Raw genomic sequence first — 24777 nt, 5'->3', positions numbered from 1 at the left:
GAATATATCAAGCCTTAGAACTTAATCTGCAAACGTGTCTCAAGGATGGAGAACGTATTGTTGTTGAAGGCTGCATTATCGGTCGCACGGGTGATAGAACCACGTACACGCCAGATCATATATTTGTTTAGATAGTAGTTGAAGGTTAATGACCAATCACTCACCTTACCGCCATGTATGCCTGCATCCTTATCACTTAACGTTGAATAGTTATATGCAGCAACGAGTTCCAAAGAGCCTGGATCAGGTGTTGCGATACCTGCATCTGTTCTGGTGTAAGTATATCCTTGACCATTGAGCAAGTAGCGAACATTGCCGTAAGCACCCCATGCGCTGTAGTTGGGTAGGGCGTTTTTACGCTTGATACCAACGTAGAAGTATTGTGCTTCAAAGCCTAAGTTACCGCATGCAACATTCAGTTCTGGAGAGAACTTCCATAATGCCTTTGCGTTCGTAATAGTAGCTTCTTGTGCGCTGACATTGGCTATACGCGTTGGGAATGGGGCTCTCAAGGTGTAAGAACTATGGCTGTTTGCTGGGTTCTTACTATATCTTGGCGACTCATAAGCACCACTGATACCAATGTGGAAGATCTTGCCACGCTCAGTGAGGGGGCGCCACACCAAACGAGTCATAGCTCCCCACGCCTCATTACCGAGCTTATCTGTCGACATCTTCATCGCATCGTTTTCTGCAAAGAGAGATGCTGTGGCGTGGAACTTCTCACCTGCATGGAGGAACATAGCACCAAGCAAACGACTATTGAAGAATGCCTGATTAGCCAAAGGCTCCTCCATTGAGATCTTGAAACTTGATGAGGTGCCACTCTGGAGACCGTATTGATGTACGAAGTAACCCATGCGCACCAGGTTCTCCTTATCGAAGTTATAATCAATGTTGATGTCCTTTAAGGATACAGACTGTCGTGCATAACCAACGTCAACCTTAGCTTTCCACTTGCCATAAGTAGCACTTAAGCCAGCGCGAACATCAGGGATTGCGACTCCATCGTTCAACTTGTCATCAACAGTGGGGTCTGATGAGTGCATGACTCCAGCGTCCATCAAGATACGACCGGATGGCTTTATGACTAACTTTGGCGCGTCTTCTTGAGCGAAAGTGTGTGTGCAGACCATTAGTCCACAGGCTGCAATAAGAATTATTCTCTTCATTGTCTTTGATATTATTAGGTTGTTTGTGTTGTTGTTATCCTCGGTTTAGTTGGCTGCTTTGAAGGTACTCTTAGCTACCTTTCCATCCTTTTGTAGCTTCGCAAACTCCTTCTTTGCCTTTGCTAACTGTGCTTGGAAAGCAGGGTCGGCATGCAAACGTGCCACGATGGCTGCGCTGATTATGCGTGCAGCATCCACGTCGCTCTGCCAGTGGTAACCACAGATAACACGGCTCTGTCCCATCTGGTAGCCACGTTCTAATATCTCATTCTGTCGGTCAACATTGATTTCTGCCAATACAAGTGCCGTTGCCCAACCAATAGCGGTGTGACCAGAAGGATAAGAACCATTGGTGGATAGCTCCTGTTGCTGCTCTGGGTTGCAGGTCATCTCCTTGTAGAATGCAAACGGACGAACGCGCATGTAGTGGTTTTTAGCACCGCGAGTGGCTAAGTCACCAGCGTCTTCACGCATATTCAGAACGAGTTTGTAAATCTCAGGAGTAGTCTCCTTGCTTATCTTAATACCGAATGCATCAGAGAAGGCATTAGGCACTCCGTCACCGCCAACACGTGCATCTGCAGCTGCCTGATCGCCTCTTGGCGTGTCACGTTGCATCTTTCCCCATTGGTATTGAGCCTGGTCATATAAGAACTGAATGCTTCCTGGCTGTGGAGGAGCAGGCAGCAAGTCGAGTGAACTAGCCTGTTGACCGTCCTGAAGGAAGTAGAGGTCGGGTTTAGTACGTGCATCTTTAATCTTAGTTGATGCAGTCTGTGCGAACGTTGACAACGATAACATTGCAACGAAACCAACTATGAGAGCTTTCTTTGTCATTTGGTTTTTAATTTAAAAGGTTCATTAATAAGATTGAATTATATTGTTTTTGCAAAGGTAGGTGGAAAGATGTTATAAAAGAAGTTGCATTGTCTTATTTCCATAAAATAAGTCAATGCAACTATTATAAGCTCTTGTTTTATAAGCTGTTAATCTATTCGGACAACTTCAAAATATAGTGTACTATACTTGAAGGATGTGCTTTGCAATAGTCAATTAATGCCTTTCTGTTGTCCCCAATCTTGCTGTGATAAAGTCTACTAACAACTGGGTTGAGGTTACCATATATACCTAACATACCCGGCAGGAGCGTTCGCTTCACCTTAGGAATTGCGAGTAAGAGAATGAGCACACGTACTTGCTGACTGTTAGCAGAGGTGAAGTGGAAGAGATCTCCACACATGCTTTCATCTGTCTTCATCATACTATCGAAGAAGAAAGAAGATAGTGCTTTAATGCGATCAGTGATGTCTCGCGTTGCAGAGTCTATATCGGCAAAGAGCTTCGAGTCGAACTTCTTCATTCGTCTTGACTCATTCTCATGCACAATGTTGTCATGTACTGTAATGTAGTGTTGCATGAGTCGTTGCAGAGCCTTCAGCTGTTTCACCTGTGCAATGCGATAGTCTATGATCTGCAATGTGCGTAACACTTCTATTCTGTCACGTTCCGTCAGCTCGTCCTTGATAGTCTTCAGTTCTGTTATCAGAGCCTTTGTCACATGCTGATAGTCCTCTTCTCGCTCCAAGTAAGCAATGTTCTGGTCAATATACTGTTGGATAATAAATAGTCCTTCAGCACTGAAGATGCGTTCATACTGCGCTTTGATTGCTGCGAAATCATCGTGGACTTCAGCAATAGGAACCTGTTGGTATCGCTCGGAGATACGGCTTATTTCCTCCTTCATACCATCGTTCAAGCCTTTAAGAATAAGTGTTCCTTCAGTCGACCTACGTAGTCCGTGCAGTTGTTCCTCCAGGTCTTCTATCTCTCTAAGCCACGTTTCGTTCCTCTCACACTGTCGTATGATTATCTCAATATCGTTAGATAGTCTTGCCTCCTCGGAAGCCTTTAGAAGGATATTACTTTCATATATATTCACCACTTGAATACGCTTGATTTGATCGTTCAAGTACTTCATCATGTACAGTGCCGTGTCCTGATTAATGCGTGAGATGCGTGCTGATACCGATGAAAACTGTCGACTGGCTGCCTTCAAGTCTTGCGTATCATTCCCTATCTGCTCAATCTCTTGATAGATGCTGTCAATGTCCTTCTGCTCCCCATCTGATAATCTGTTTCGGATGGAGTTAAGGGTAGACAGGCGGCGATGAAGGTCGTCTTTCCCCAATTGAAGTTGCATTTTCTCCGCTCGTTTCTGCTTGATATAAACGAAGATAATCATACCAATAACGACGAGTACAGCCAACAGAACGAGCAGAACCAAGCGTGGATTGGGCACCTTATCATTGAAAGTAACCCATTGTGCAGACGTCTCTTTCCCTACTTGAAGAGCCATCACGCCGAGGTCAGAACCTATATATAACGACTGACCCTGTACGAATCCAGCCTGCGCATTGAAGTGTATATCGTTGTAGAACGTACCACAGTCCACCAGTTTCTGCCCTTGTCTGATGGCATACTTATGTATTCCTGCCTCGGAGATGGTATAAAGGATGCTGTCATTGATGCAGTACATTCGGGTACAACCATCCGTTTGGAGCGAGTCAGAACCCAGTATTTCCAGTTGGTGATTAGTAAGGAGTGTGATGCGATTCGGGCGTTTGCTACACGTGATTATGCCATTGATAAAACTCTTATTCGTGGTGTTCTTGATGGGACTAAACGCTTCGCCGTTGCCCACAAAGACGCCATGATTCAAGGTAGTGATGTATATTTTGTCGCCAGCTGGCGATGGTTGATAAAAAGAAGTGATGTATTTTCCATTCATCGACTTTACTGTGTCGACCTTACCCGTTTCCATATCAATAGCGAGCAGATAGTCTTGTACACCCAACAAAACCTTTCTCTTTGTTGGTTGCAGTGCCATAGCTGTGATGTGCGTCTTGGTTTGCATTAACACTTTCGGGCGTGCGAAGACTTGGTTGAGGAGATAGTTTTTATCTGCCGTAAGCCTACATAGCTGGTTACTCACATTGCGGTAATAGACATCATCACCAAAGGCTTGCATTTCCATAGGCTGCTCGCCCTCCTTAAAGTCGTATATCTTCGTAGCCTCTTTCTCGTTCCCTTGTTGGCGGAAGAGCTCCCGTTTATCATTAAGATACAGGCGTTTGTCGCCCGTCTTACATGCTGCTGCGATAGAGGCATTGGCTGTGAAGATGCCAAGATGATGTGGAATGCGCCATACCTCACTCTTTCCTAAGAGCACGGAAAACCCTTTACCATCATTGGGGATTGCCATTTCGTGCGCATTTGTGGGTATTTCGTGGTGGAGTGGGGCACTAATAAACCGCTTGAGATCGTCGGAAAGCAGAACACTTGACGATGTGATGAAGTAATAGATGCGTCCTACTTTATAGAAAGAAAGCACTGCTTGCGGTATAGCGTGTTGCTCCTCATGCTGACCATCAAGCCTTTCAACCAAGAGTTTACCATTCGCAAGCGCATAAAGGCGATTATCGTACACCTCAAGATGGCGTATATATTCACCTTGATGGCGCACTTTCACCTTATTATTATATAGGTCTAAGGCTGCAATTCCAGCTTGCGTTGCCGCAAAAAGCCACCTGCCTCCGGCGTGCGACAGATTATTTACGACGAAAGGCGTTACCCCTTGTTCCGTCTTCTTACTACTTTTTGGATAGATGGGAGTCAACTCCTTTGTTGCGTTTGATGCGGTGGTAGAGTAGAGCCCTTGCGAGGTTGCGAGGTAGATAGTGCCTTTTACTTGCTCAATATCGTATGGTGAATATTCGTCTCCCTTGTTCGGAAGAGTGAAGGTTGCCTGATGGACCAACGAATCTTGGGCTATGTTCCATAGTTGCAAACCCGCATTTCGAGCTGCAATCCATATCTGGTTAGTGTTTTGAAGATTGCGTTCAATATCGTATATACGGTCTAAGCCAGTGTAATAACACGTCTTGTCCTGTCCTTTCACATGCCACACTATTCCCGTCTCAGCCCCTATCCAGTAGCCGTCGCGGTCAACTGATAGCATTGAGAGAGAGCCATCGTAATGGTATTCTTGCTCTGATAATGAGCGTGTAGTGGTTGCTTCTTCACAACCAGTAACGGCAATTAGGAACAATGAACAGAGCCATGTCATCAGTACATGCCCCCGTTTAGTATAGTTATCGTTTGTCGTCATTATTCTAAACTTTGCCTACAAAGATACTTATTTCTATCTTTATATCCACCAGTTTGGGCTTTTCTTTAATTCAAAATTCAAAGTTCATAATTCAAAATTATGATTAGTTCTGTTGTTGAAAAGCATCAATAAATTCTTTGCTGGGACATTTTTAACACGGAATACACAGATGGCACGAAGCCTGGAGGCGACACAGAGTTCCTTACGGAACATGGGAATCCACAGAAGCAGACGCCCAAGTGTAATTCAAAATTCATAATTCACAATTCAAAATTGTGATTAGGTAGAGTTGACGAGTTGGGAGTTGACGAGTAAACAAGTTATTAGCTCTATTTGAAAAATAGGGAATCTGTAGGGACAGACGCCCTCGTCTGTCCGCCAGAACACAACCAGCGAAAGCCTCTCCAAGCCCCTCAAAAGGAGAAGATGTTGCCTGACGGGATGACACATAGGGGTAAATGGGCGGACAGACGAGGGCGTCTGTCCCTACAGGTTAGTATTATCATTAATTAAAGGAACGCCCTTCTCAATTTGAAGAGGGCGTTTCCTTGCAATGAAGAGGGCGTCTCTTCGATGTGAAGAAACGCCCTCTTTGTTTGTTGATAGAAGTTTCCACTCACCTTTCTGTTGGGAGAGAGGCTGAAAGTGAGGCTTCTTTTGGCGGACAGACGAGGGCGTCTGTCCCTACATTGTGGTGTTCTATTGCACAGAACAAACAACTCGTTTACTTGTCAACTATCAACTCGTCAACTCGAACTAATCATAATTTTGAATTAAACAAGGGCTACACTTTTGGTGGATTCTTACGTTCCTGTTCTGTTAAGAAGCCCGAACGATAAGCGTAAAGAAGCTCTTTGAGCGCTTCAATCTGTAGCTTTAGTTCTGTTCCTTTATCCGTATCTTGCACACGAAGACGGTGTTGATTCATCTCTACAATTTGTATGGTAGAAACGATGTCTGTACCTCGCTTAATGGCATCCTCCGTTGAGGTGAATGGCTCGTGTTGTACAAGTTGGAAGCCACGAGAGTGATAGACGAGAGTGTAACCAGCAATACCAGTCTCCTTATGATAGGCTTGTGAGAATCCACCATCAATCACCATCAACTTACCGTTAGCCTTGATTGGGTTCTCACCCTTCACTACGTGTACCGGAACATGCCCATTGATGATATGGCGGTTAGGCTTGGGTACGTCGAACTCGTCCATTATCATGTCCGCAATCTGCTCATTATCACGCATGCTGAAGTAATATCCCTTCTCCTCGTGATGAGTCTCTTTTTCGGTTAAGAAGTAGCGTTCGAAGGTTGCCATCTTTGACTTATCGAAGAGCGGACTATCAGGTCCACACCACAAGTAAAGGAAGTAGTCGATTGCATCTTGTCGCTCGGTCTCGGTCTGCAATTCATTATTCTGTTGGAAAGCAGTACGTATCTTCATACCGATCTGATAGAGCAGTTCCTTTCCTTTTAACTTCTCTCCGGGAGCGATTTCAACCTCTTTTAGCTTCCCATCAGCCGTCAATGGGATTGAAGCATGATAGAGAAGATTGTGGTTAACGATATTGTACATGCACCCATGACGCAGTAGGGAGCGAATGTGCGAACGTAGCTTCTCACTGCCAGTAAATGAATGGTGAAGACGTTCAATGAGGGCTTGCTCTGCCTCTGTCAACTGGTCGGGATGTTTCGGATCGATGGTTGGGAAATTGCAAGAACGCATCTTATATTCATTGCCATCAACGATGATAGTACCCTTCTTATAGTCTATCACATCAAGAAGACATCGATCATTCATCTTCCAAAGTGGATGCTTCTTGATCAGTTGAGACTCCAGTTTAAACTGGAGAACGCTGATGGCTTTGTGCATTTGAGCCATCAAGGTCATGTTTCGTTCATCGAGTGGATTGTCCTTAGAAACCTTTGGTTTGAACTCGACACAAGGGTCTTCTCCATAGATGTCCATCGCAAAGGTGGCCAACTGGATGAGGTTAATTCCATAACCATCTTCGATAGTTGCCATGTTTGCATATCGTAAGGCAATACGGATAACATTGCATATACAGGCATCGTTACCAGCGCATGCTCCCATCCAAAGGATGTCATGGTTACCCCAAGTAATGTCCCATGTGTGGTAGCGTTTGAGCGTATCCATGACGATATGAGCACCTGGTCCACGGTCGTAAACATCCCCTAAGATGTGCAACTGATCGATGACCAAGCGTTGAATTACCTCACAGATGGCTATGATGAAGTCGTCAGCACGACCAGTTGTGACAATCGTGTGGATGATAGCACTTACATAGTCGGACTTGTCTTTATCGTCCGAGTGCTCGTGAAGAAGCTCTTGGATGATATAAGAAAAGTCCGTTGGCAATGCTTTCCGAACCTTAGAACGAGTGTACTTACTCGATACATCGCGACACACCTCCACGAGCCTATAGATCGTAATATGGTACCAATCGGAGATGTCCTTCTCGGTCTGCTTGACCAGTTCTAACTTCTGTTCTGGATAATAGATAAGCGTGCAGAGCTCTCGTTTCTCGGCGTTCCTTAGGGTGTCACCGAACAACTCGTTGACCTTTCTCTTTATATTACCTGATGCGTTCTTCAGTACGTGTTGGAAGGCTTGATACTCGCCATGTATATCCGCAAGGAAGTGCTCTGTACCCTTCGGGAGATGTGCGATTGCCTCCAAGTTGATTATCTCCGTTGATGCGTCTGCAATAGTAGGGAACGATTTAGAAAGCAGTTGTAAGTAACGCTCGTCTTGCTTTAGATCATACTGTTTAAGTGTCATGTGAATGTCTCCTTTCTATTAGTTATGGTGGTTATGAGGCTCTTTTGAGTGATAACCGCTATTAATATCTATGTTTAAAGTTTCTTTTTATGATGGCTTTTGTCCCATTATCTGCAAGTGGAGGAAAGGGTGTGAAGCCTTCTTCTAAGTGTAAGTAATCTATTAATAGTTGGATGATACGACGGGAGAAACGGTAGAGGCGCATGTGACGCAATACCTCTGCGAGGCGGTCTTCATCGTAGTCATTATATTTAATCATCGTGTATAAGTCTGCCAAATGACGCATGGATAGGGTTCGTTTCACGTCTAATTGATGTGCATTAGCTAACATAATTGCGATGGTTCTAACAATAGTTTCGTCACGATTCGTATTATCGTTCAGTCGTTGCCGAGTAAGTGGTTTAGTTCCTGTAATCTTCTTCTGGTTAAGAGGTTGGCTCTCTTTAGGAAGAATAAGGGCAAAACGTTGAATCGTGGAGGTATCTATGTCGGGTACATTAAGCTGTAGTTTGCTAATCGCATCATCGATGATCTCTCTTATATCCTCATCATCGGCATAGAGCAAGATACGCCTCCATTGTGCTGGATTTAGGCTTCTTACATTCAAGAGCTGGTCGCTTGACAGAAGGTTATGAGTGGTTTCCTGTGCTAATCCAACGTGTAATAAGCTGTGTACGGCATCGCTTTCCATGGTGGACATTGCTAACTGGTAACGAGTATCTAACACCTTATTATAATATAGGAGAGTCTGCTGTGCCATCTCATTAGCCGATAGATTGCTATTCAAAAGACTGTTTGGAACAACGTCAACACGCTTCTGCCAACCAAGACGGAGTATCATTTGGCGTTCCTTCTCATTGGTTACAAGCATTGCATCTACGTGTTGTACAACCTTCTGCTGATACGTTATCTGTTTCAGAAACTTGCGTATTCTCTGTTCGTTAGAACGTATAGGCTCGTTCAGTCCCCAGTGTGTAGAAAGGACGACTGCATAGCCCTTCTGCACTGCCCATTGTGCCCGCTTAGCAGCTTGATAATCCCAACAAGCGTGTATGTGGATTATGTCGGGCTTCTCTTTCTCGGCTACTTTTTGAAAGTCGTCAGTGCTTGTTAAGATCTTAACCTCTGCATATTCCTTTTGCTCGGAAGTGAGTTGTAGGATATAATCGGATAGTAAATTGCCTGCTTTTAGGCTGTTTATGTAATGGAGGATACGCATTTATAGTTTGTGAGAGATGAAGTCATACTTATTAGCTCGGCGGTATTTGAGCTTATAACCGAGCTTTTTCCAAGCGATAGCAAGCTCGTATGGGATTACTTTCCACGCCGATATGTCAATATCGAAGCGGTTGAGTGCTCGCTTACCTATCACCATTCGGAGTACTAAAGTGAGCAGTAAACCAAGTGCGGAGGCTGCTGTTATGATCCAGTTGTGGGTAAGGAGTGATACAGCAAGAGCTGCAAACTGTAAGAGGTAATTGCCATGTAGTGCCAACTGGTCGATGACGGGTAAGCAACGATGCCGTCCCGAGCCTCGCAGGTGTTGGCGGTTCTCCATATAAAAGAGGTGTTTGCTTAACCATACCTTATCGGTTGGAACTTCCTCAATCAATGTACCTTCTGGGGAAGACTCAAAGGCTAAGTTGTCATCATGGGCATATTTGTTCACCATGAAATCAAACTCACCACGAAGATACTTAAGGTTTCCTCGGAACCCTTCTTGCCGTAAGAATACATCCTTGCGGAACATCAATGCGTTAAAAGGACAGCGATAGGCGTGGTCGTGCTGATACTCTCGCATGATGTAACGAGCCTCATAGTAACGTTCAAAGACACGGTAGTCTGGTGTTCCATCTTCATATCGGGTGTATCCGACAACAAGCTCTCTTCCCTTCATACAGTGCTGTGCCAGAGATTGCAACCAACGGTCACTTTGAGGATAACTACATATATCCGCCATTACAACCCAAGGGTATTTTGCGGCCTTAACACCCAACGTTATGGCAAGTTTCTTTCGACTCATATAACGTGAGGAATCAGGTATAAAGGTTGTATAAAGGCGTTTATTCTCAGCGAATCGTTTGAGTACATCGCTCGTTTCATGGTCTCCCTGAGGCATGACAACGATAACTTGAAAGTCGCTGTCATACGATTGGTTGAAGTAGAGGGGGAGGTATTTCTCCAGTTCACTGGCGTTGTCGTGTGGTGTAAACACAATCGACACGGGAGGCAAACTGATGTTCTCAACAGTAGTCTGAGTCGATGATGACTCCTCATCTTCGTCCTCCTCTTCTGGTGTGGTAGGCTCCATTGAAGCCACACTCGTGCGTATCTTCCTAAAGAAAGGATTAATCAGAGATGTCAATAAAGCCATCACCAGCAATACAGCTGATAAGCTGATAGTTGTATTATCAATGGTAAACATTCGTCTAAAGAATTGTTGTTTTATAGTTCATCGGACATATATCCAGTTGGTAGTTTTCGACAGTTATACTGTGAAGCCATGCTCTCTCCGTATGCTCCAGCCGACCTTATCACCAAGAGATCACCGCGATGTACAGTGGGAAGAGACACCTCCTTGGCAAAGACATCACTAGACTCACAGATCGGACCGACTACATCATACGACTGCAGATCATCGGTGTTTGACAGGTTTACTATTCGATGGTGAGCCTGGTAGAGAGCTGGTCTTAACAAGTCCGACATACCAGCATCAACGATGGCAAACTGCCTACTTTTGCCTTGCTTCACATAGAGCGTTCGAGTGATTAAAGACCCCATTTGCCCTACGACTGAACGCCCCAGTTCAAAGTGAACCTTCTGTCCTTTCCGAAGTTTGAGGTGCTTTGCAAAGGTGTTGAAGTACGACTGAAAGTCTGGGATGGGATGCCCTTCTGGATCGTTATAGTCTATGCCCAAACCACCTCCGACATTAATATTCTCAACCTTAACACCACGTTTCTCAAGGTCGTCCTGTATATCGTTGATGCGAGCACAAAGTGCTTGGAAGTCCTGCATCTCCATAATCTGTGAGCCTATATGAAAGTGTAAACCAATAAGGTTGATATGCGTCATCTCCAGTGCTGCAGATATAATGGAAGGAACGTACCGAAGTGCTATTCCGAACTTGTTCTCAGCCAGTCCTGTGGTGATGTTAGCGTGTGTGTGCGCCCCAACTTCGGGGTTAATTCGGAGGCAGACACTCGCTATCTTCCCTCGCTTCTGGGCTAGTTCATTGATGATCTCAAGCTCTTCCTTGCTCTCTACATTAAAGCAGAATATATCGTTGTCAAGCCCTAAGTTGATCTCCCAATCAGCTTTCCCCACACCCGCGTAGACGATCTTCTCTGATGGAAAACCACATTCTAAGCAGCGTTGAATCTCACCTCCACTCACGCAATCAGCACCCATTCCCGTCTGACTTATCAGGTTTAGAACCTTCTTATTAGCGTTTGCTTTAACAGCATAATGCACTATGTAACCCTTGTGTTTACTGGCTTCTTCTTCAATCACGTGTAACGTTTCGCGTAGAAGATCGCAATCGTAATAGTAGAACGGAGTATCTATAGTCCTGAATTTATCTGTTGGGAATGTTTGTATCATTACTGTTGTGTTATATTGAGAATGTGCCCTTTGTTACGGGCAAACGTGTGAGAGGGTCGTTATAAAGTCTATACAGAGGGCAAGTCAGATGTCATATCCACATGTAATAAGCCCTCCTTCTTCTATTATTCATTGAAGAGAACCTTTGATAAGGATTGCAAGGCGCGCTTCTTATCAGCCTCTTTAATAAGGAAAGAAATGTTGTAATTGCTTCCTCCATAGCTGATCATACGCACCGGAATATCCTTCATTGCATCTGTTGCAAGCGTCTCGAAGCCTACATTACTCCAGTCGAGATCACCCACCACACATACTATGCACATATCCGAGTCGACGCTTACTGTACCGTACTTCTTCAACTCGTCGACTATTTCTGATAGGTGACTAGCGTTCTCAATGGTCATTGATAAGCCCACTTCACTTGTCGTTATCATGTCAATGGAGGTCTGATAACTCTCAAAGATCTCAAACACTTTGCGTAGGAAACCAGATGCTCCAAGCATCCTACTAGACTTTATCTTGATTGCAGTTATATTATCTTTAGCAGCGACGGCCTTTATCTTACTCTTAACAAGAACATTGTTTATTATGGTGCCTTCAGCGTCTGGCTCCATCGTATTCTTCAGTCGAACGGGTATGCCAGAGTACTTTGCTGGCTGCACACATGTAGGGTGTAAGATCTTCGCCCCGAAGTAGGCTAGCTCCGAAGCCTCCTCGAAGTTGAGTTGTCGAACAGCCTCTGTCTTATCTACCACACGTGGATCATTATTGTGCATACCGTCTATGTCTGTCCAAATCTGTATCTCTTCTGCATCAATGGCAGCACCCACGAGCGATGCTGTATAGTCCGAACCGCCACGTTGAAGATTATCCACCTCGCCATAAGCATTGCGACAGATGAAGCCTTGAGTGATGTAGATTTGATAGCCCTCGTGCTCCTTCATGATAGCAGATAACTTCTCCTTAATATAAGGGAGATCAGGTTCTGCGTTCTTATCGGTGCGCATGAAGTCGAGTGCTGAAAGTAATATAGTCTTTACCCCTTGCTCTTGAAGATAGTTGACAACCATGTTGGTCGATAGGATCTCACCCTGTGCTACGATGTTCTTCTCCTCGAATGAGGTGAAAAGATCCTTTGTGAACGAACGTAGATAATCGAACTTCTCTGTGATAAACAGCCGTGTTTTCTGCTTGTATTCATCGGTAGAGTAGAGCGCTTCTATGTGTCCGATATACTTCTGTTCAAGGTTATTAATCACCTCGTTAGCACCTTCTGGGTTCTTACGATATAAGTAATTAGAGATCTCAATGAGTGAGTTTGTCGTCCCACTCATAGCTGATAGCACGATAAACGTTGGCTTCCCCGACTTCGTTACCAATGAGGCTACACCCTTCATACGCTCTGGTGAGCCCACAGATGTACCTCCGAATTTCATTACTTTCATGTTTCGTCTTATCTTTCTGTTGTATGGTTGTACTCCTTCCAGAGCTTAGTCGTTCTCTATCGGTTCGACGACTGCTTCAATCGGAGCCGTCTCCTCACTAAGATCTCGAGCATCGTTGCCATCTTCGAGTAGGCTTAGTTCACCATTCCCACAGCGATATACCTTACCGGGGAACTGACTCAAGAGGTTGATGTTATGCGTAGACATGATGACCGTAGTGCCTGCCTGACATGTAGCCTTCAGTATGCTAACGATGTTGGCAGCTGTTTCAGGATCGAGATTACCCGTTGGCTCATCTGCAATAATCACCTTCGGCTCATTGAGCAAAGCGCGTGCAATGGCAATACGTTGCTGTTCGCCGCCCGATAACTCACTCGGCATTTTATCCTTCTTATCCATCATGTTCACTTGAACCAACACATCCTCGATGCGTCGGGCAATCTTCTTTTTGTCCGTCCAACCCGTAGCTTGCAACACAAACCCCAGGTTCTTTGCTACCGTACGATCGTGTAGTAATTGGAAATCCTGAAATATAATGCCCATCTGCCTACGCAGAGCAGGGATGTGACTACGCTTTATGTCGAGTACAGATACGCCCAACACCTCTGCTTTCTCGGCGTCATCACAATCAATGTCAAGCTCTCCGTACATTGTTTTCAATAGCGAACTCTTACCCGAACCAACGCGTCCAATGAGATAGATAAACTCTCCCTCTTCTGCTTGGAAGTCCACATCCTTTAGGATCAAACGCTCATCTTGGTATATGTTAGCCTTCTTATAATCTATTAACATGATTATTCCTTGCGGTTTATGATTATCGAATTTATTGTTACACCCTTGTTAGGAGGGGTACACTAAGTTCTTGCAAAGATAGTAAAAAACTTCTGATTCCTATCTTTATGATGGTGAAAAAAGTTAAAGCAGACACCCTTTGATAATTCAAAATGCAAAGTTCATAATTCAAAATTGTGATTAGGTAGAGTTGACGAGAGGACGAGTTGATAAGTAAATGAGTTATTAGGTAGAGTCAACAAGTTGACGAGTTGATAAGTAAACGGGTTATTAGTTCTGTTTGATATGATGCTACAAGTAGGGACAGACGCCCTCGTCTGTCCGCCTTTCTGCCCCTTTTGGCATCCCGTTAGGTAACATCCCCTCTTTTCGAGTGGCTTGGGAGGCTTTTTATAGGTCGTGTTCTGGCGGACAGACGAGGGCGTCTGTCCCTACTATGTTGCATCCTCTTTATCTAAAGAAGGCGTTTCGTGATAACAAAGAAGGCGTCTCTTGATTGCAAAGAGGGCGTTTCGTCACATCGAAGGAACGCCTTCTTCAAATTAAGGAGAGGCTCTCGTCAAATTGAGAGAGTTCCACATGGTAGGGACAGACGCCCTCGTCTGTCCGCATTTTCGTCCCCTTTTGGCATTTCGTTAGGTAACATCCCCTCCTTTGGAGAGGCTTGGGAGGCTTTTTATAGGTCGTGTTCTGGCGGACAGACGAGGGCGTCTGTCCCTACTTTTGGGTATTATTTTGATTGTAAATAACCATCTAAATTGGCTTCCGTTCACCCATCATGAAGTTGAGGGAAACACCTTTCTTTAACTTATCATGCTCTAAATAATAATGCGGATAAGGCTGTCCGTCCATCGTTATATGCTGTATGTAGCGGTTATCGTCATTGTTATTTTCGGCGCAAATAGTGATGGTTTTGCCATTTTCCAGATGTATCTTTGCCTTGTGGAAATAAGGAGTTCCTATCATATACTGTGTACTTCCAGGGCATACGGGATAGAATCCTAAGGCCGAGAAAACATACCAAGCGGAGGTCTGACCATTGTCTTCATCACCGCAATAACCATCTGGTTGCGCTGTATATAATCGATTCATAACCTCGCGAATCCAGTACTGTGTCTTCCATGGTTGACCGCTATAATCATACAAATATATCATGTGCTGGATAGGTTGATTACCATGTGCATAGTTGCCCATGTGCATTATCTGCATCTCACTAATCTCATGAATAGTGAAGCCATAATAGGTATCGTCGAATACAGGCGGTAGGTTAAATACACTATCCAACATCGTGTTGAACTTATCGTAACCACCCATCAGTTGTGCCAAACCAGACGGGTCATGAAACACGCTCCAGGTGTAGTGCCAGCTGTTACCTTCGGTGAATGCATCTCCCCACTTATATGGGTTAAAGGGCTTCTGAAAACTCCCGTCCGCATTACGACCACGCATTAAGCACGTTTCTTTATCAAATACATTCTTATAGTTCATGGCTCGCTCCTTGAAAGGTTGCAGTTCCTTGGCACTCTTCCTTAGCTTTAATCCCAACTGATAGATACACCAATCGTCATAAGCATACTCCAAGGTGCGAGCGACACTTTCGTTGATACCCACATTATAAGGCACATATCCCAACCGATTATAATACTCGAATCCCTTGCGCCCAGTCGAACTGATAGTGGGGTGAACAGCGTTAGCTCCATGCACAACAGCCTTCCATAACGTTTCAATGTCATAACCTCGAAGTCCCTTGATATAGGCATCTGCCACCACAGAAGCAGAATTATTGCCCACCATACAATCACGATGTCCGGGGCTAGCCCACTCTGGTAAGAATCCACTCTCTCGATAAGCATTGACTAAACCAGCCTGCATCTTCTCATTCATAGAAGGGTAGATAAGGTTGAGCAAGGGGAACAATGAACGGAAAGTATCCCAGTATCCAGTATCGGTGAAGAGGTACCCTTCGAGTACTTTTCCATTATAAGGACTATAATGAATGGGCTTTCCCTCAGCATCAAACTCATAGAAGGAACGAGGGAAAAGTACGGAACGATAAAGACAACTATAGAATGTGCGGAGGTGATCCACATTATCGTCTTCCACCTCAATGCGCCCTAACACCTTGTTCCATTCAGCTTTTCCTTCAGCCTTTACTTGCTCGAATGACTTTCCTTCTACCTCCTTTAAGTTACGAAAGGCTTGTTCTTCACTGATGAAAGAAGAGGCTACTTGTACGTTTATCTGTTCGCCTCTCTTGGTCTGGAAACCTACTACTGCCATCGCATGGTTGCATGTCGTAGAGAGCTGATGATCGATTAGTTTACCATCAGAAAGGCATCCTTTATAAATGAAATCATGGTCGAAACGGAGAACAAAGTAGTTCTTAAAGTTATCAGGAACACCACCACTGTTCTTTGTCGTATAGCCTACAATGGTGCGTTTGTCAGGTAGTATCGTCACAGAAGAGCCCTTATCGAAGGCATCGACAAGGAAGTAAGCCTCGTTAGTAGTAGGGTAGGTGATTCGAACAGAGGCTGCTCTGTTGGTCGGAGAAAGCTCTACCGTAGCGTCATAATCGGCTAAATAGACCTTATAATAATAAGGTGTAGCAGTCTCCGCCTTATGTGAGAACCAGCTAGCTCGCCCTTCCTCGTCGAACACCTTCTTGCCTGTTATAGGCATGAAAGCGAACTGCCCATAGTCATTTATCCATGGACTGGGTTGGTGCGTTTGCTTAATACCCCGTATCTTATCGGCTCCGTAAACGTAAGTCCAGCCGTCCCCCATCTTTCCGGTTTGTGCTGTCCAGAAGTTCATAGCCCACGGTAATGCTATTGCGGGATAGGTATTGCCCGTTGATAGTTCTCTTTTTGAGGCTGTGCCTACCAATGGGTTGACATAATCAACGGGGCTTTTCACAACTACGGCATTACAGTTTATAATGTAAGATAGCATTGCGAGTGTAATGAATAACAATCTCTTCATATATAGGTTTTTATGTTATTTCGATAGAAAACTGATATTCTGCCACATAGGTATCAGTTACAAATGTACAAATAAAAGCTCCATTCCACATAAAAGTGATGTAGGAATATTATCAAGATATGCTTAGAAGTATGAAAAAAGGCACCAGATAGCGGATGACTTCCACATTCTGTTGCCTTTAAATAATTATCTCTTATTCGATAAAGTGCCTAGAACTTTGCCATTTTAATAGCATCAATCGCACATTCGTCACCCTTATTTCCAAGTTTCCCACCGCTTCTATCCTTTGCTTGTTGCAAATCGTTTGTGGTGAGAAGACCATAGATAACAGGGATGTTTTGCGATGCATTCAAACGTGCGATACCATAGGTAACCCCCTGACAGATGTAATCGAAGTGAGGAGTCTCACCCTTGATAACACTTCCGAGGATGATGATAGCATCGAAGCCATCGTTTTTTGTCATCTGTTGTGCACCATAGATGAGCTCAAAACTACCCGGAACTGTCTTGATGTGAATGTTCTCTGGGATAGCGCCATGCTTCTCCAATGTGCGGACAGTACCGTCAAGCAATGCCCCAGTAATCTCTGGATTCCATTCTGCAACGACAACTCCAAAGCACATGTTACTGGCATCTGGCACACTTTGCTCATCGTAGTTTGACAGATGATGAAGTTCTGTTGACATGTTACTGATTAATTAGAAGCACGTTCAATGTACTTATCAATATCCTGGAAGATAGGAGAGTTGACATAAGTCTTCTTGATGTTCTTATAGATGTCAAGTGCTTCTGCCTTCTTACCTTGGCTCTCCAAGAGGATACCAGCCTTACGTAATGCTAATGGAGCAATCGTTAGGTTGATGTTACCTTCAGCCTGCGCATTAGCCATATCAGCTGCCTTTTTGAAGCAGTCGACAGCTTTGTCGAGCTGATTAGTGTTCGCATAGATGTCACCAAGAGCCATTTGTGAGGCTGGACTGATCATTTCATCATCAGAAGTATCGAACTTCTCTGCATTTTCCAAGGCTTTAGTCCAGTCTGGTTTAGCCTGATGTGCATAGCAAAGAGCCACATAGAGGTTTGCAAGATTCCCCGCATCAGTACTACTGTAGTCGCTTTGTACCTTCTGAAAACCAGTTAATGCCTTGTCATATTGCTGTGCATTGAAGAGCATCTGACTCTTTGCAAGTTCTGTACTGGCTTCTGCCTCGCGTGGAGCAGAGATGTAATTCTTGTAAAGGATAGCACCTGCAACGATTACGATAATAGCGATGACTGCAATAGCGATTTGCTTCTTGTACTTCAAGAATGCGGCTTCGGAATTGTTAAGGGTATTTTCATAAGTACCCTGTTCTTTGTTGTTTGCCATTTTAAAGTTATAATGTTTTGTTTCTTTCTATACTTTATGTGTGCATAATAGCGCAGCAAAAGTACGTAAAAAGATGGATATATTGAAATTTATCAACGACTTTTTTCTTTTATTGATACGAAAAGGGGTATCTTTGCAGATGATTGATAGGGGAGGAGAAGAGCGTGATTAAAGACAGAAGAGATGCAATTAAACAAACTTTCTATCATAAACTATAAGAATATAGAAGCAGCCACATTGGACTTGTCGGCTAAGCTTAATTGTTTCATAGGGCATAATGGCGAGGGTAAAACCAATCTATTGGATGCTGTTTACTACCTATCCTTTTGTAGGAGTGCCTTTAATCCGAAAGACTCCGAAGTGATGCGTCATGATGCGGATTACTTCGTCTTGGAAGGTGATTACACCACTGATGGTGGAGACAAGGAACAGGTTTATTGCGGTATGAAACGTGGTACAAAGAAGCATTTCAAACGTAATAAAAAAGAATATAAACGCCTCTCAATGCACATCGGACAGGTACCTCTTATCTTTGTTTCGCCCGCAGATGCAACCCTAATTGATGGTGGAAGTGAAGAACGAAGGAGGCTTATGGATGTTGTTATCTCTCAATACGATACACCTTATATAGAAGACCTTAACAGATACAATAAAGCTTTACAACAGCGTAACAAACTTTTGAAGCAAGAGGAAGAGCCTGATTCTACACTCATGGAGTTGCTCGAGATGCAGATGGCAGAGTATGGGGAAGCTATTTATAAAAAGCGAGCTGCATTTGTGGAAGAGCTTACTCCTGTATTCCAACGCATTTATCAAACGATATGTGAGAACCGAGAACAGGTGTCATTAGAGTATGTCTCACATTGTCAACGTGGTTCGTTATTGGCTGTGATACGCCGAGATAGGGCAAAGGATCGTATCATGGGCTACTCACTACATGGTATTCACAAGGATGATTTGGTAATGAAGTTGGGCGATTATCCTATCCGTCGTGAGGGGAGCCAAGGGCAGAACAAGACATACGTATTGGCTTTGAAGCTGGCTCAATTTGATTTCCTGCGCCGCACATCGGGGAATAATACACCTTTATTATTGCTAGATGACATCTTTGATAAGCTCGATAGCAGTAGGGTAGAGCAGATTGTTCGCTTGGTATCAGGCGATGACTTCGGTCAGATCTTCATCACTGATACGAACCGAGACCACCTTGATAAGATTCTTCAAGGTAGTAGTTTTAGTTATAAGATATTCTCAGTTGAAGGGGGAGAGATAAAGGAGAAGGAGGGATAAGATTATGTTCAGACGGAAAGTTCAAACCTTAGATACCTTGTTGAATCAGATTTTAAGACAGGAAGGACTCGAAGCACCGCTATTGCAAAAACGCCTTATTGGGGCGTGGGAAGGGGTTGCGGGGAAGACCGTTGCACGTTACACACAAGAGAAGTTCATACGAAATCAAACTTTATTCGTGAAGATCATCAATCCAGCCTTGCGTGCCGACCTTAGTATGATGCAGTCGGAATTAGTGAAGAAACTCAATACTGCTGTTGGTTCTATGGTCATCACGGAGGTGAGATTCTACTAACTTGCACAGAACGTGAATATTTGTTATCCTCAAGGTCAATTCCTTTAATATTCGTGTAAGAACTATTGATTCATGTCAATAAATACGAATTATAGAATAAAAAACGCTGATTTGTTTTGATGTGTGCGCAAACAATCGTACCTTTGCATTGTCAAAAGAGATAAAATAGATTGTTTAGGTTAGTAAAAATAGATTTAGGTTTTTAGTTATTTAGCATTAAGGTAGAACAAAAGAGATTGTTCGGGATTATATTAATAGGTTTAGTTGAGGTAATAAATAAGATTGATTAAAGGATAACACTGATGCAAGATGATTGGGTGACGCCGTGAGGCGGCAACCCAAAAATCAAGCTCAATCACTCACAAAGATGTGGGTAGACAAAGGGCGTAACAATCACTTGTTGCGCCCTTTGTCTATGTTTATGATTGAGAAGAGCGTGAAATGAGGTGGTGTTGATGGTGAACACTGATGGTGTTAAGCATAGGCACGAGTGTGATAAATTATCAAGAAAGATGATAAAGATAGGCGAAGTAGGAAGATGTAGATGTAAGGACTACGTAGCGTGACTTTCAATACAGAATGAATCTTAATTTTTTGTGGATATTAGTGATGCGTCTACTCCTATATTGTGGCAATTAACTCCAATAGCACTAATAATTTATTCACTTGTCGACCTGTATATTCATCAACTCTACCTAATCATAATTTTAGATTAAATGAAACGCCTATTTAGAACGAATAAGATAGATTGACTAAGATCGAACTACTTGCTGCATGATATTTACCATAGCTCAGATTGAGCTTGAAGCGTTCGAGGTTAATGCCTCCTCCCACGCTGAAGCCTGCACCATGCGCACTGGCATCTTCATTGGTTCCAATCATCATTTCGTCAGCACGACGGAAGTTGTAACCACCACCAACCCATATATTATCGGACAGAAGAAGGTCTGCTCCGAGGTTCAAGTGATTGATAAATCGATAATTGTAATGCGTCAAGTTTACAAGAGTTGCAGACACTCTGACAGGCAGTGCAGCAAAGGTTTTACTCACGCCGACCTGTACATCAATTGGCATCTTTCCATAGTTCTCCTCATAAGACTTGATTTGTCCACCCAGGTTCTTGGCTACCATCGATACAGACCATTGATAATCGGGCTCATACCAATTGACTCCGAGATCAACTCCCACAGCCATTGAACTATAGTTACCAATGTAAGAATTGATGAATTTAGCCGTTATTCCACCCACAATATTATGCGCCAACTCGTATGCAAAGACACCTTCTATGGCGATCTCGCTAGCACTGAAAGTTCCGATCTGCATGTTGTTCTGGTCGTACTCCTTCATCTTTCCATAGTTCATGTACTGTACTCCGCCTGCAATCGTAGCCTTTTCACCGAGTGCCTTGGTGTAAGAAGCCCCCATGTAATTGGCTCCACTCATATAATTCATATAACTTAGACCAATTGTCTTATCGCTTACTGATGATGCTAAGGCAGGATTAGAGAACATCAAAGTAGGGTCATCTTCAATAATCGTGATATTGTCTCCACCTAAAGCCGCTGCATGCGCGCTAACGGGGAGACGTAAGAAGTTGTATTCAGTTTGGCTCTCTTGTGCCCATACTATACAAGTGAGTAGGGTGGAGATGAGCGTTAAAACGAACTTTTTCATTTAATCTAAATTAATTTATCGGGCAAAGTTACGGCTTTTTCCGAATATCTTATTACTTTTGTCTTTGGAACTGCTTAAATGGTAGAAGGTATGCTTCTTGGTTATTGAGCAGTATTTCGTATAACGGCAAGAGCTATAGTTTTAGTATCTAACAGTGGAGATAAAAAAGTCTAAAGAGGCAGATTTAGAGAATAAGCGATGGATTGGTTTCCTGTTAGGAATCATCGTTGCCTTATCAATCTTCTTTGTTGCTATGGAGTACAACACCAATCCTTCGAGCGATGATGATACTAACGTGAAGCCCTTTAAGAATGTGACACTTCACGATATGGATATGTTGCCTGCCATTGATCAGCAGGACTTAGCTAAGACGAAAGACGATAAGAAGCCTACGATAGAGGATCTTTTGAATCTCAAGCGTAGGGATGTTCCTAACAAGGTGACACCTCACAACGCGGGTAATATGAACTCGAATGACAAGAAGACAGCCGCTCCGCAAGTGAGTGATGTGCCGATTGTTATGCCGATGGTGACCACCTTGCCCGATCCTCCCAAGGTGACAGAAGATGCAAAGAAGGTGACAGAGAAGATGAGTGATGACCCATCGCAAGTGGAGGTGGAACGCTATGATGATAAGATTAGTAAGCGTATTCTCTCTGATACGCCGACGCCTCCTGGTGGCTGGGTGGAATTTATGAAATGGCTTACCAAGACATTGCAATATCCTGCAGAGGCTAAGAGTCAGGAGATGCAAGGCATTGTCAATATTACTTTCATCATTAATGTGGATGGTTCTGTGGGTGATGTTACGATTAAGAGTGGGCATTATCCAGTGCTAAATGCTGAAGTATTACGTGTCTTGAAGACCATGGGCAATTGGAAACCGGGCATTCAGAAGGGTAGGAAGTGTCGCTCTTTAGTGGAGATTCCAATCGTCTTCAAGCTCTCGTGATATGAGATTTTCGGATAGAGCGTAGGGCTGTGTCTATGAGAGTCTACCGATAAGTGAATGAATGATAACAATCAACCAACTTAAAATAATCCTATATGTTTACTGCTGATGATATCTTGTATAAAGTAAATGATTATATAAATAACATCTCATATAATCGCAAACCATGGAGCTTATATGAGCCTATCAAGTATGTACTCTCACTTGGTGGCAAGCGCATTCGACCGACATTGATGCTTCTTTCTTACAATCTCTTTAAGGAGGATCCAGAGTCAATTCTATCGCCAGCATGTGCTCTTGAGACTTATCATAACTACACCTTATTGCATGACGACTTGATGGATGATGCTCCACTTAGGCGTGGTCAGCAGACGGTTCATGTGCGTTGGGATGCTAACACTGCCATTCTTTCGGGTGATTCCATGCTTGTCCTCGCTTTTGAACGAATGGCTAAGTGTAGTGATAAACACTTGCGCGAGGTGTTAAAACTATTCACTACTACAGCCTTGGAGATAGGTGAGGGGCAGCAGTATGACATGGAGTTTGAGACCCGAAACGACGTCAAGGAAGAGGAGTATATAGAGATGATTCGACTGAAAACGAGCGTCCTCCTTGCATGCGCAATGAAGATTGGTGCCATCCTTGCAGATGCACCAGAAGAGGATGCGGAGAGCCTTTATAAATTTGGAGAACAGGTCGGTCTCGCCTTCCAATTGCAGGATGATTACCTCGATGTATATGGTGATCCGAAGGTGTTCGGTAAGAAGATTGGAGGGGACATAACGTCTAATAAGAAGACTTATATGCTAATCAATGCGTTCAACAAAGCTAATGCGCGGCAACGTAAGGAACTGGTGAAATGGGTCACAGTTGAGCATTTTAACCGTGATGAAAAGGTTGCTGCTGTGACCAAGCTATATAATAAGATAGGTGTAGATAAGTTGGCTATTGATCGCATTAATTACTATTTTGAAGAGGCAAACAAGTACCTTGCTGCGGTGAAGGTGTCTGATGAACGTAAACAAGAGTTGGTTTCTTATGCTCAAAGAATGTTGCATCGTCAACGCTAACTAATTGATAACAATGATAATAGATACACATGCTCATTTAGATGTAGAGGACTTTTCTGAGGATCTTTCAGAGGTTATCATGCGTGCAAAAGAGGCTGGGGTGGGGAAGATATTCCTACCTTCTGTCGACTTAAAGTCGGTAGATAATATATTAGCTGTTTGTAGACAATACCCTGATATATGCTATCCAATGATTGGATTACAGCCAGAAGAGGTGCGTGATGATTGGCAGGAGGTGCTCGAAAAGATGTATGCTCGTCTAAAAGAGTCTATTAAAAAGCAGACTGATGGTACAGCTTTACCTGGAGAAACGTTCATCGCTATTGGTGAAGTTGGGCTTGACTTCTATTGGTCGCGTGACTATGAACAACAGCAACTTGCTGCTTTTGAGGAGGCTGTCAAGTGGAGTGTTGAGACGCAACTACCCTTGATGATTCATTGTAGGAAGGCTCAGAATGAGATGTTGCATATCATGCGTCCGCATGAAAAGGAGCTTCCTGGTGGTGTTTTCCACTGCTTTACTGGTAATCAAAAAGAGGCTGAAGCCTTCCTTCGTTTTGATCGTTTTGCATTAGGGATAGGGGGCGTTTCTACTTTTAAGAGTAGTCATTTGCGTGAGGATCTGCCAGCTGCTGTTCCATTGAATCGTATCGTTTTAGAGACTGATAGCCCTTACATGGCACCAGTTCCATACCGTGGTAAACGTAATGAAAGTGCATTTGTGGTTGAAGTAATGCAAACGCTTGCATTGAGCTATGGTGTTGATGAAGAGGAAATTGCACGACAAACAAATGAGAATGTAGCACGTATTTTCGGCATTAAAGTGCAAGGGGCGACCTCAAGTAGAGATATTAAAGAATATTAAAAACTCTCATCTTTTAATGAGACTATAGAATGAAACGATTAATTTTGCACATCAGTTTTTCGCGAATCAATGCTCTCTAACATGCAAAACAACTAGGAAAGATGCTCGAGTGGTTGAAGAGGCACGCCTGGAAAGCGTGTAAACGACGAAATCGTTTCGGGGGTTCGAATCCCTCTCTCTCCGCAAACAAGGGTGTAAATCAACGAGTTACGTGATTTACACCCTTTTCTACACCCAAATATTCTATTGCAAAGAAAATGCTACACCTTAATGAGGTTGAATTGAGTGTAAGCAGATTTA

At 43.6% G+C, this 24777-nt stretch carries 18 protein-coding genes, 1 tRNA gene and 1 pseudogene; 7 read left to right on the top strand and 13 right to left on the bottom strand.

What is annotated here, in order from left to right:
* Window positions 1–14 precede the first annotated feature (14 nt).
* The 3 genes from D464_RS0111540 to D464_RS0111530 form a co-directional block, all read right to left on the bottom strand.
* On the bottom strand, window positions 15–1172 hold the full coding sequence (locus tag D464_RS0111540) for an OprO/OprP family phosphate-selective porin (protein ID WP_018911515.1): 1158 nt from the start codon (window positions 1170–1172) through the stop codon (window positions 15–17).
* A 45-nt stretch (window positions 1173–1217) separates the two neighbouring features.
* On the bottom strand, window positions 1218–2009 hold the full coding sequence (locus D464_RS0111535) for an acid phosphatase (RefSeq protein WP_018911514.1): 792 nt from the start codon (window positions 2007–2009) through the stop codon (window positions 1218–1220).
* Between the two features lie 154 nt (window positions 2010–2163).
* Window positions 2164–5340, bottom strand: a complete 3177-nt coding sequence (locus D464_RS0111530; RefSeq protein WP_018911513.1) for a coiled-coil domain-containing protein — start codon at window positions 5338–5340, stop codon at window positions 2164–2166.
* Between the two features lie 333 nt (window positions 5341–5673).
* Here D464_RS0111530 and D464_RS13850 point away from each other — a divergent pair, with 333 nt between their 5' ends.
* Complete coding sequence (locus D464_RS13850) at window positions 5674–5853, top strand: hypothetical protein (protein WP_004381884.1); 180 nt, start codon at window positions 5674–5676, stop codon at window positions 5851–5853.
* A 271-nt stretch (window positions 5854–6124) separates the two neighbouring features.
* On the opposite strand, the gene D464_RS0111525 is transcribed toward D464_RS13850, so the two are convergent.
* From D464_RS0111525 to D464_RS0111485, 9 genes and pseudogenes are all read right to left on the bottom strand, one after another.
* On the bottom strand, window positions 6125–8137 hold the full coding sequence (locus D464_RS0111525) for a fructose-bisphosphatase class III (RefSeq protein WP_018911512.1): 2013 nt from the start codon (window positions 8135–8137) through the stop codon (window positions 6125–6127).
* 61 nt (window positions 8138–8198) lie between these two features.
* Window positions 8199–9356, bottom strand: coding sequence for a glycosyltransferase (locus D464_RS0111520; protein WP_018911511.1), 1158 nt, complete (start codon window positions 9354–9356; stop codon window positions 8199–8201).
* On the bottom strand, window positions 9357–10562 hold the full coding sequence (locus tag D464_RS0111515) for a glycosyltransferase family protein (protein ID WP_018911510.1): 1206 nt from the start codon (window positions 10560–10562) through the stop codon (window positions 9357–9359).
* A 20-nt stretch (window positions 10563–10582) separates the two neighbouring features.
* Window positions 10583–11743 (bottom strand): annotated as a pseudogene (gene lysA, locus D464_RS0111510) (diaminopimelate decarboxylase); the annotation flags it as partial.
* A gap of 122 nt (window positions 11744–11865) precedes the next feature.
* Window positions 11866–13185, bottom strand: a complete 1320-nt coding sequence (locus D464_RS0111505) for an aspartate kinase (protein WP_018911508.1) — start codon at window positions 13183–13185, stop codon at window positions 11866–11868.
* A gap of 45 nt (window positions 13186–13230) precedes the next feature.
* Window positions 13231–13977 (bottom strand): cell division ATP-binding protein FtsE, encoded by a 747-nt coding sequence (locus tag D464_RS0111500; protein WP_018911507.1) that lies wholly within the window; start codon window positions 13975–13977, stop codon window positions 13231–13233.
* A 753-nt stretch (window positions 13978–14730) separates the two neighbouring features.
* Complete coding sequence (locus D464_RS0111495; protein WP_018911506.1) at window positions 14731–16962, bottom strand: GH92 family glycosyl hydrolase; 2232 nt, start codon at window positions 16960–16962, stop codon at window positions 14731–14733.
* A 209-nt stretch (window positions 16963–17171) separates the two neighbouring features.
* Window positions 17172–17648, bottom strand: coding sequence for a 6,7-dimethyl-8-ribityllumazine synthase (gene ribH, locus D464_RS0111490; RefSeq protein WP_018911505.1), 477 nt, complete (start codon window positions 17646–17648; stop codon window positions 17172–17174).
* Between the two features lie 8 nt (window positions 17649–17656).
* The gene (locus tag D464_RS0111485; protein WP_018911504.1) at window positions 17657–18331 is read right to left on the bottom strand and encodes a tetratricopeptide repeat protein; all 675 of its coding nucleotides are present in this window, start codon (window positions 18329–18331) and stop codon (window positions 17657–17659) included.
* A gap of 183 nt (window positions 18332–18514) precedes the next feature.
* On the opposite strand from D464_RS0111485, the gene recF reads away from it, so the two are divergent.
* The gene (gene recF, locus D464_RS0111480) at window positions 18515–19621 is read left to right on the top strand and encodes a DNA replication/repair protein RecF (RefSeq protein ID WP_018911503.1); all 1107 of its coding nucleotides are present in this window, start codon (window positions 18515–18517) and stop codon (window positions 19619–19621) included.
* A 4-nt stretch (window positions 19622–19625) separates the two neighbouring features.
* The gene (locus D464_RS0111475; RefSeq protein ID WP_018911502.1) at window positions 19626–19916 is read left to right on the top strand and encodes a DciA family protein; all 291 of its coding nucleotides are present in this window, start codon (window positions 19626–19628) and stop codon (window positions 19914–19916) included.
* Window positions 19917–20645: 729 nt separating this feature from the next.
* On the opposite strand, the gene porQ is transcribed toward D464_RS0111475, so the two are convergent.
* Window positions 20646–21590: a type IX secretion system protein PorQ gene (gene porQ / locus D464_RS0111470; protein WP_018911501.1), complete on the bottom strand. Its 945-nt coding sequence runs from the start codon at window positions 21588–21590 to the stop codon at window positions 20646–20648.
* Between the two features lie 154 nt (window positions 21591–21744).
* Here porQ and D464_RS0111465 point away from each other — a divergent pair, with 154 nt between their 5' ends.
* The 4 genes from D464_RS0111465 (at window position 21745) to D464_RS0111450 (ending at window position 24660) form a co-directional block, all read left to right on the top strand.
* Complete coding sequence (locus D464_RS0111465) at window positions 21745–22542, top strand: energy transducer TonB (protein ID WP_018911500.1); 798 nt, start codon at window positions 21745–21747, stop codon at window positions 22540–22542.
* A gap of 95 nt (window positions 22543–22637) precedes the next feature.
* Complete coding sequence (locus D464_RS0111460; RefSeq protein ID WP_018911499.1) at window positions 22638–23612, top strand: polyprenyl synthetase family protein; 975 nt, start codon at window positions 22638–22640, stop codon at window positions 23610–23612.
* A gap of 13 nt (window positions 23613–23625) precedes the next feature.
* Entirely contained in the window at window positions 23626–24477 is an 852-nt protein-coding gene (locus tag D464_RS0111455) for a TatD family hydrolase (RefSeq protein WP_018911498.1), read from the top strand.
* A 95-nt stretch (window positions 24478–24572) separates the two neighbouring features.
* Window positions 24573–24660 (top strand) — tRNA-Ser (locus tag D464_RS0111450).
* Window positions 24661–24777 lie beyond the last annotated feature (117 nt).

It is taken from the genome of Prevotella veroralis DSM 19559 = JCM 6290 (assembly GCF_000377625.1).
Taxonomy (GTDB): Bacteria; Bacteroidota; Bacteroidia; order Bacteroidales; family Bacteroidaceae; genus Prevotella; species Prevotella veroralis.
The sequence above is the reverse complement of the archived record's forward strand: the minus strand, read 5'-3'. Positions and strand labels throughout refer to the sequence as shown.

What these genes read in the sequence shown, in the direction of transcription:
- D464_RS0111540 (WP_018911515.1), bottom strand. Translation starts at nt 1,172, where the DNA reads ATGAAGAGAATAATTCTTATTGCAGCCTGTGGACTAATGGTCTGCACA.
- D464_RS0111535 (WP_018911514.1), bottom strand. Translation starts at nt 2,009, where the DNA reads ATGACAAAGAAAGCTCTCATAGTTGGTTTCGTTGCAATGTTATCGTTG.
- D464_RS0111530 (WP_018911513.1), bottom strand. Translation starts at nt 5,340, where the DNA reads ATGACGACAAACGATAACTATACTAAACGGGGGCATGTACTGATGACA.
- D464_RS0111525 (WP_018911512.1), bottom strand. Translation starts at nt 8,137, where the DNA reads ATGACACTTAAACAGTATGATCTAAAGCAAGACGAGCGTTACTTACAA.
- D464_RS0111520 (WP_018911511.1), bottom strand. Translation starts at nt 9,356, where the DNA reads ATGCGTATCCTCCATTACATAAACAGCCTAAAAGCAGGCAATTTACTA.
- D464_RS0111515 (WP_018911510.1), bottom strand. Translation starts at nt 10,562, where the DNA reads ATGTTTACCATTGATAATACAACTATCAGCTTATCAGCTGTATTGCTG.
- D464_RS0111505 (WP_018911508.1), bottom strand. Translation starts at nt 13,185, where the DNA reads ATGAAAGTAATGAAATTCGGAGGTACATCTGTGGGCTCACCAGAGCGT.
- D464_RS0111500 (WP_018911507.1), bottom strand. Translation starts at nt 13,977, where the DNA reads ATGTTAATAGATTATAAGAAGGCTAACATATACCAAGATGAGCGTTTG.
- D464_RS0111495 (WP_018911506.1), bottom strand. Translation starts at nt 16,962, where the DNA reads ATGAAGAGATTGTTATTCATTACACTCGCAATGCTATCTTACATTATA.
- ribH (WP_018911505.1), bottom strand. Translation starts at nt 17,648, where the DNA reads ATGTCAACAGAACTTCATCATCTGTCAAACTACGATGAGCAAAGTGTG.
- D464_RS0111485 (WP_018911504.1), bottom strand. Translation starts at nt 18,331, where the DNA reads ATGGCAAACAACAAAGAACAGGGTACTTATGAAAATACCCTTAACAAT.
- recF (WP_018911503.1), top strand. Translation starts at nt 18,515, where the DNA reads ATGCAATTAAACAAACTTTCTATCATAAACTATAAGAATATAGAAGCA.
- D464_RS0111475 (WP_018911502.1), top strand. Translation starts at nt 19,626, where the DNA reads ATGTTCAGACGGAAAGTTCAAACCTTAGATACCTTGTTGAATCAGATT.
- porQ (WP_018911501.1), bottom strand. Translation starts at nt 21,590, where the DNA reads ATGAAAAAGTTCGTTTTAACGCTCATCTCCACCCTACTCACTTGTATA.
- D464_RS0111460 (WP_018911499.1), top strand. Translation starts at nt 22,638, where the DNA reads ATGTTTACTGCTGATGATATCTTGTATAAAGTAAATGATTATATAAAT.
- D464_RS0111455 (WP_018911498.1), top strand. Translation starts at nt 23,626, where the DNA reads ATGATAATAGATACACATGCTCATTTAGATGTAGAGGACTTTTCTGAG.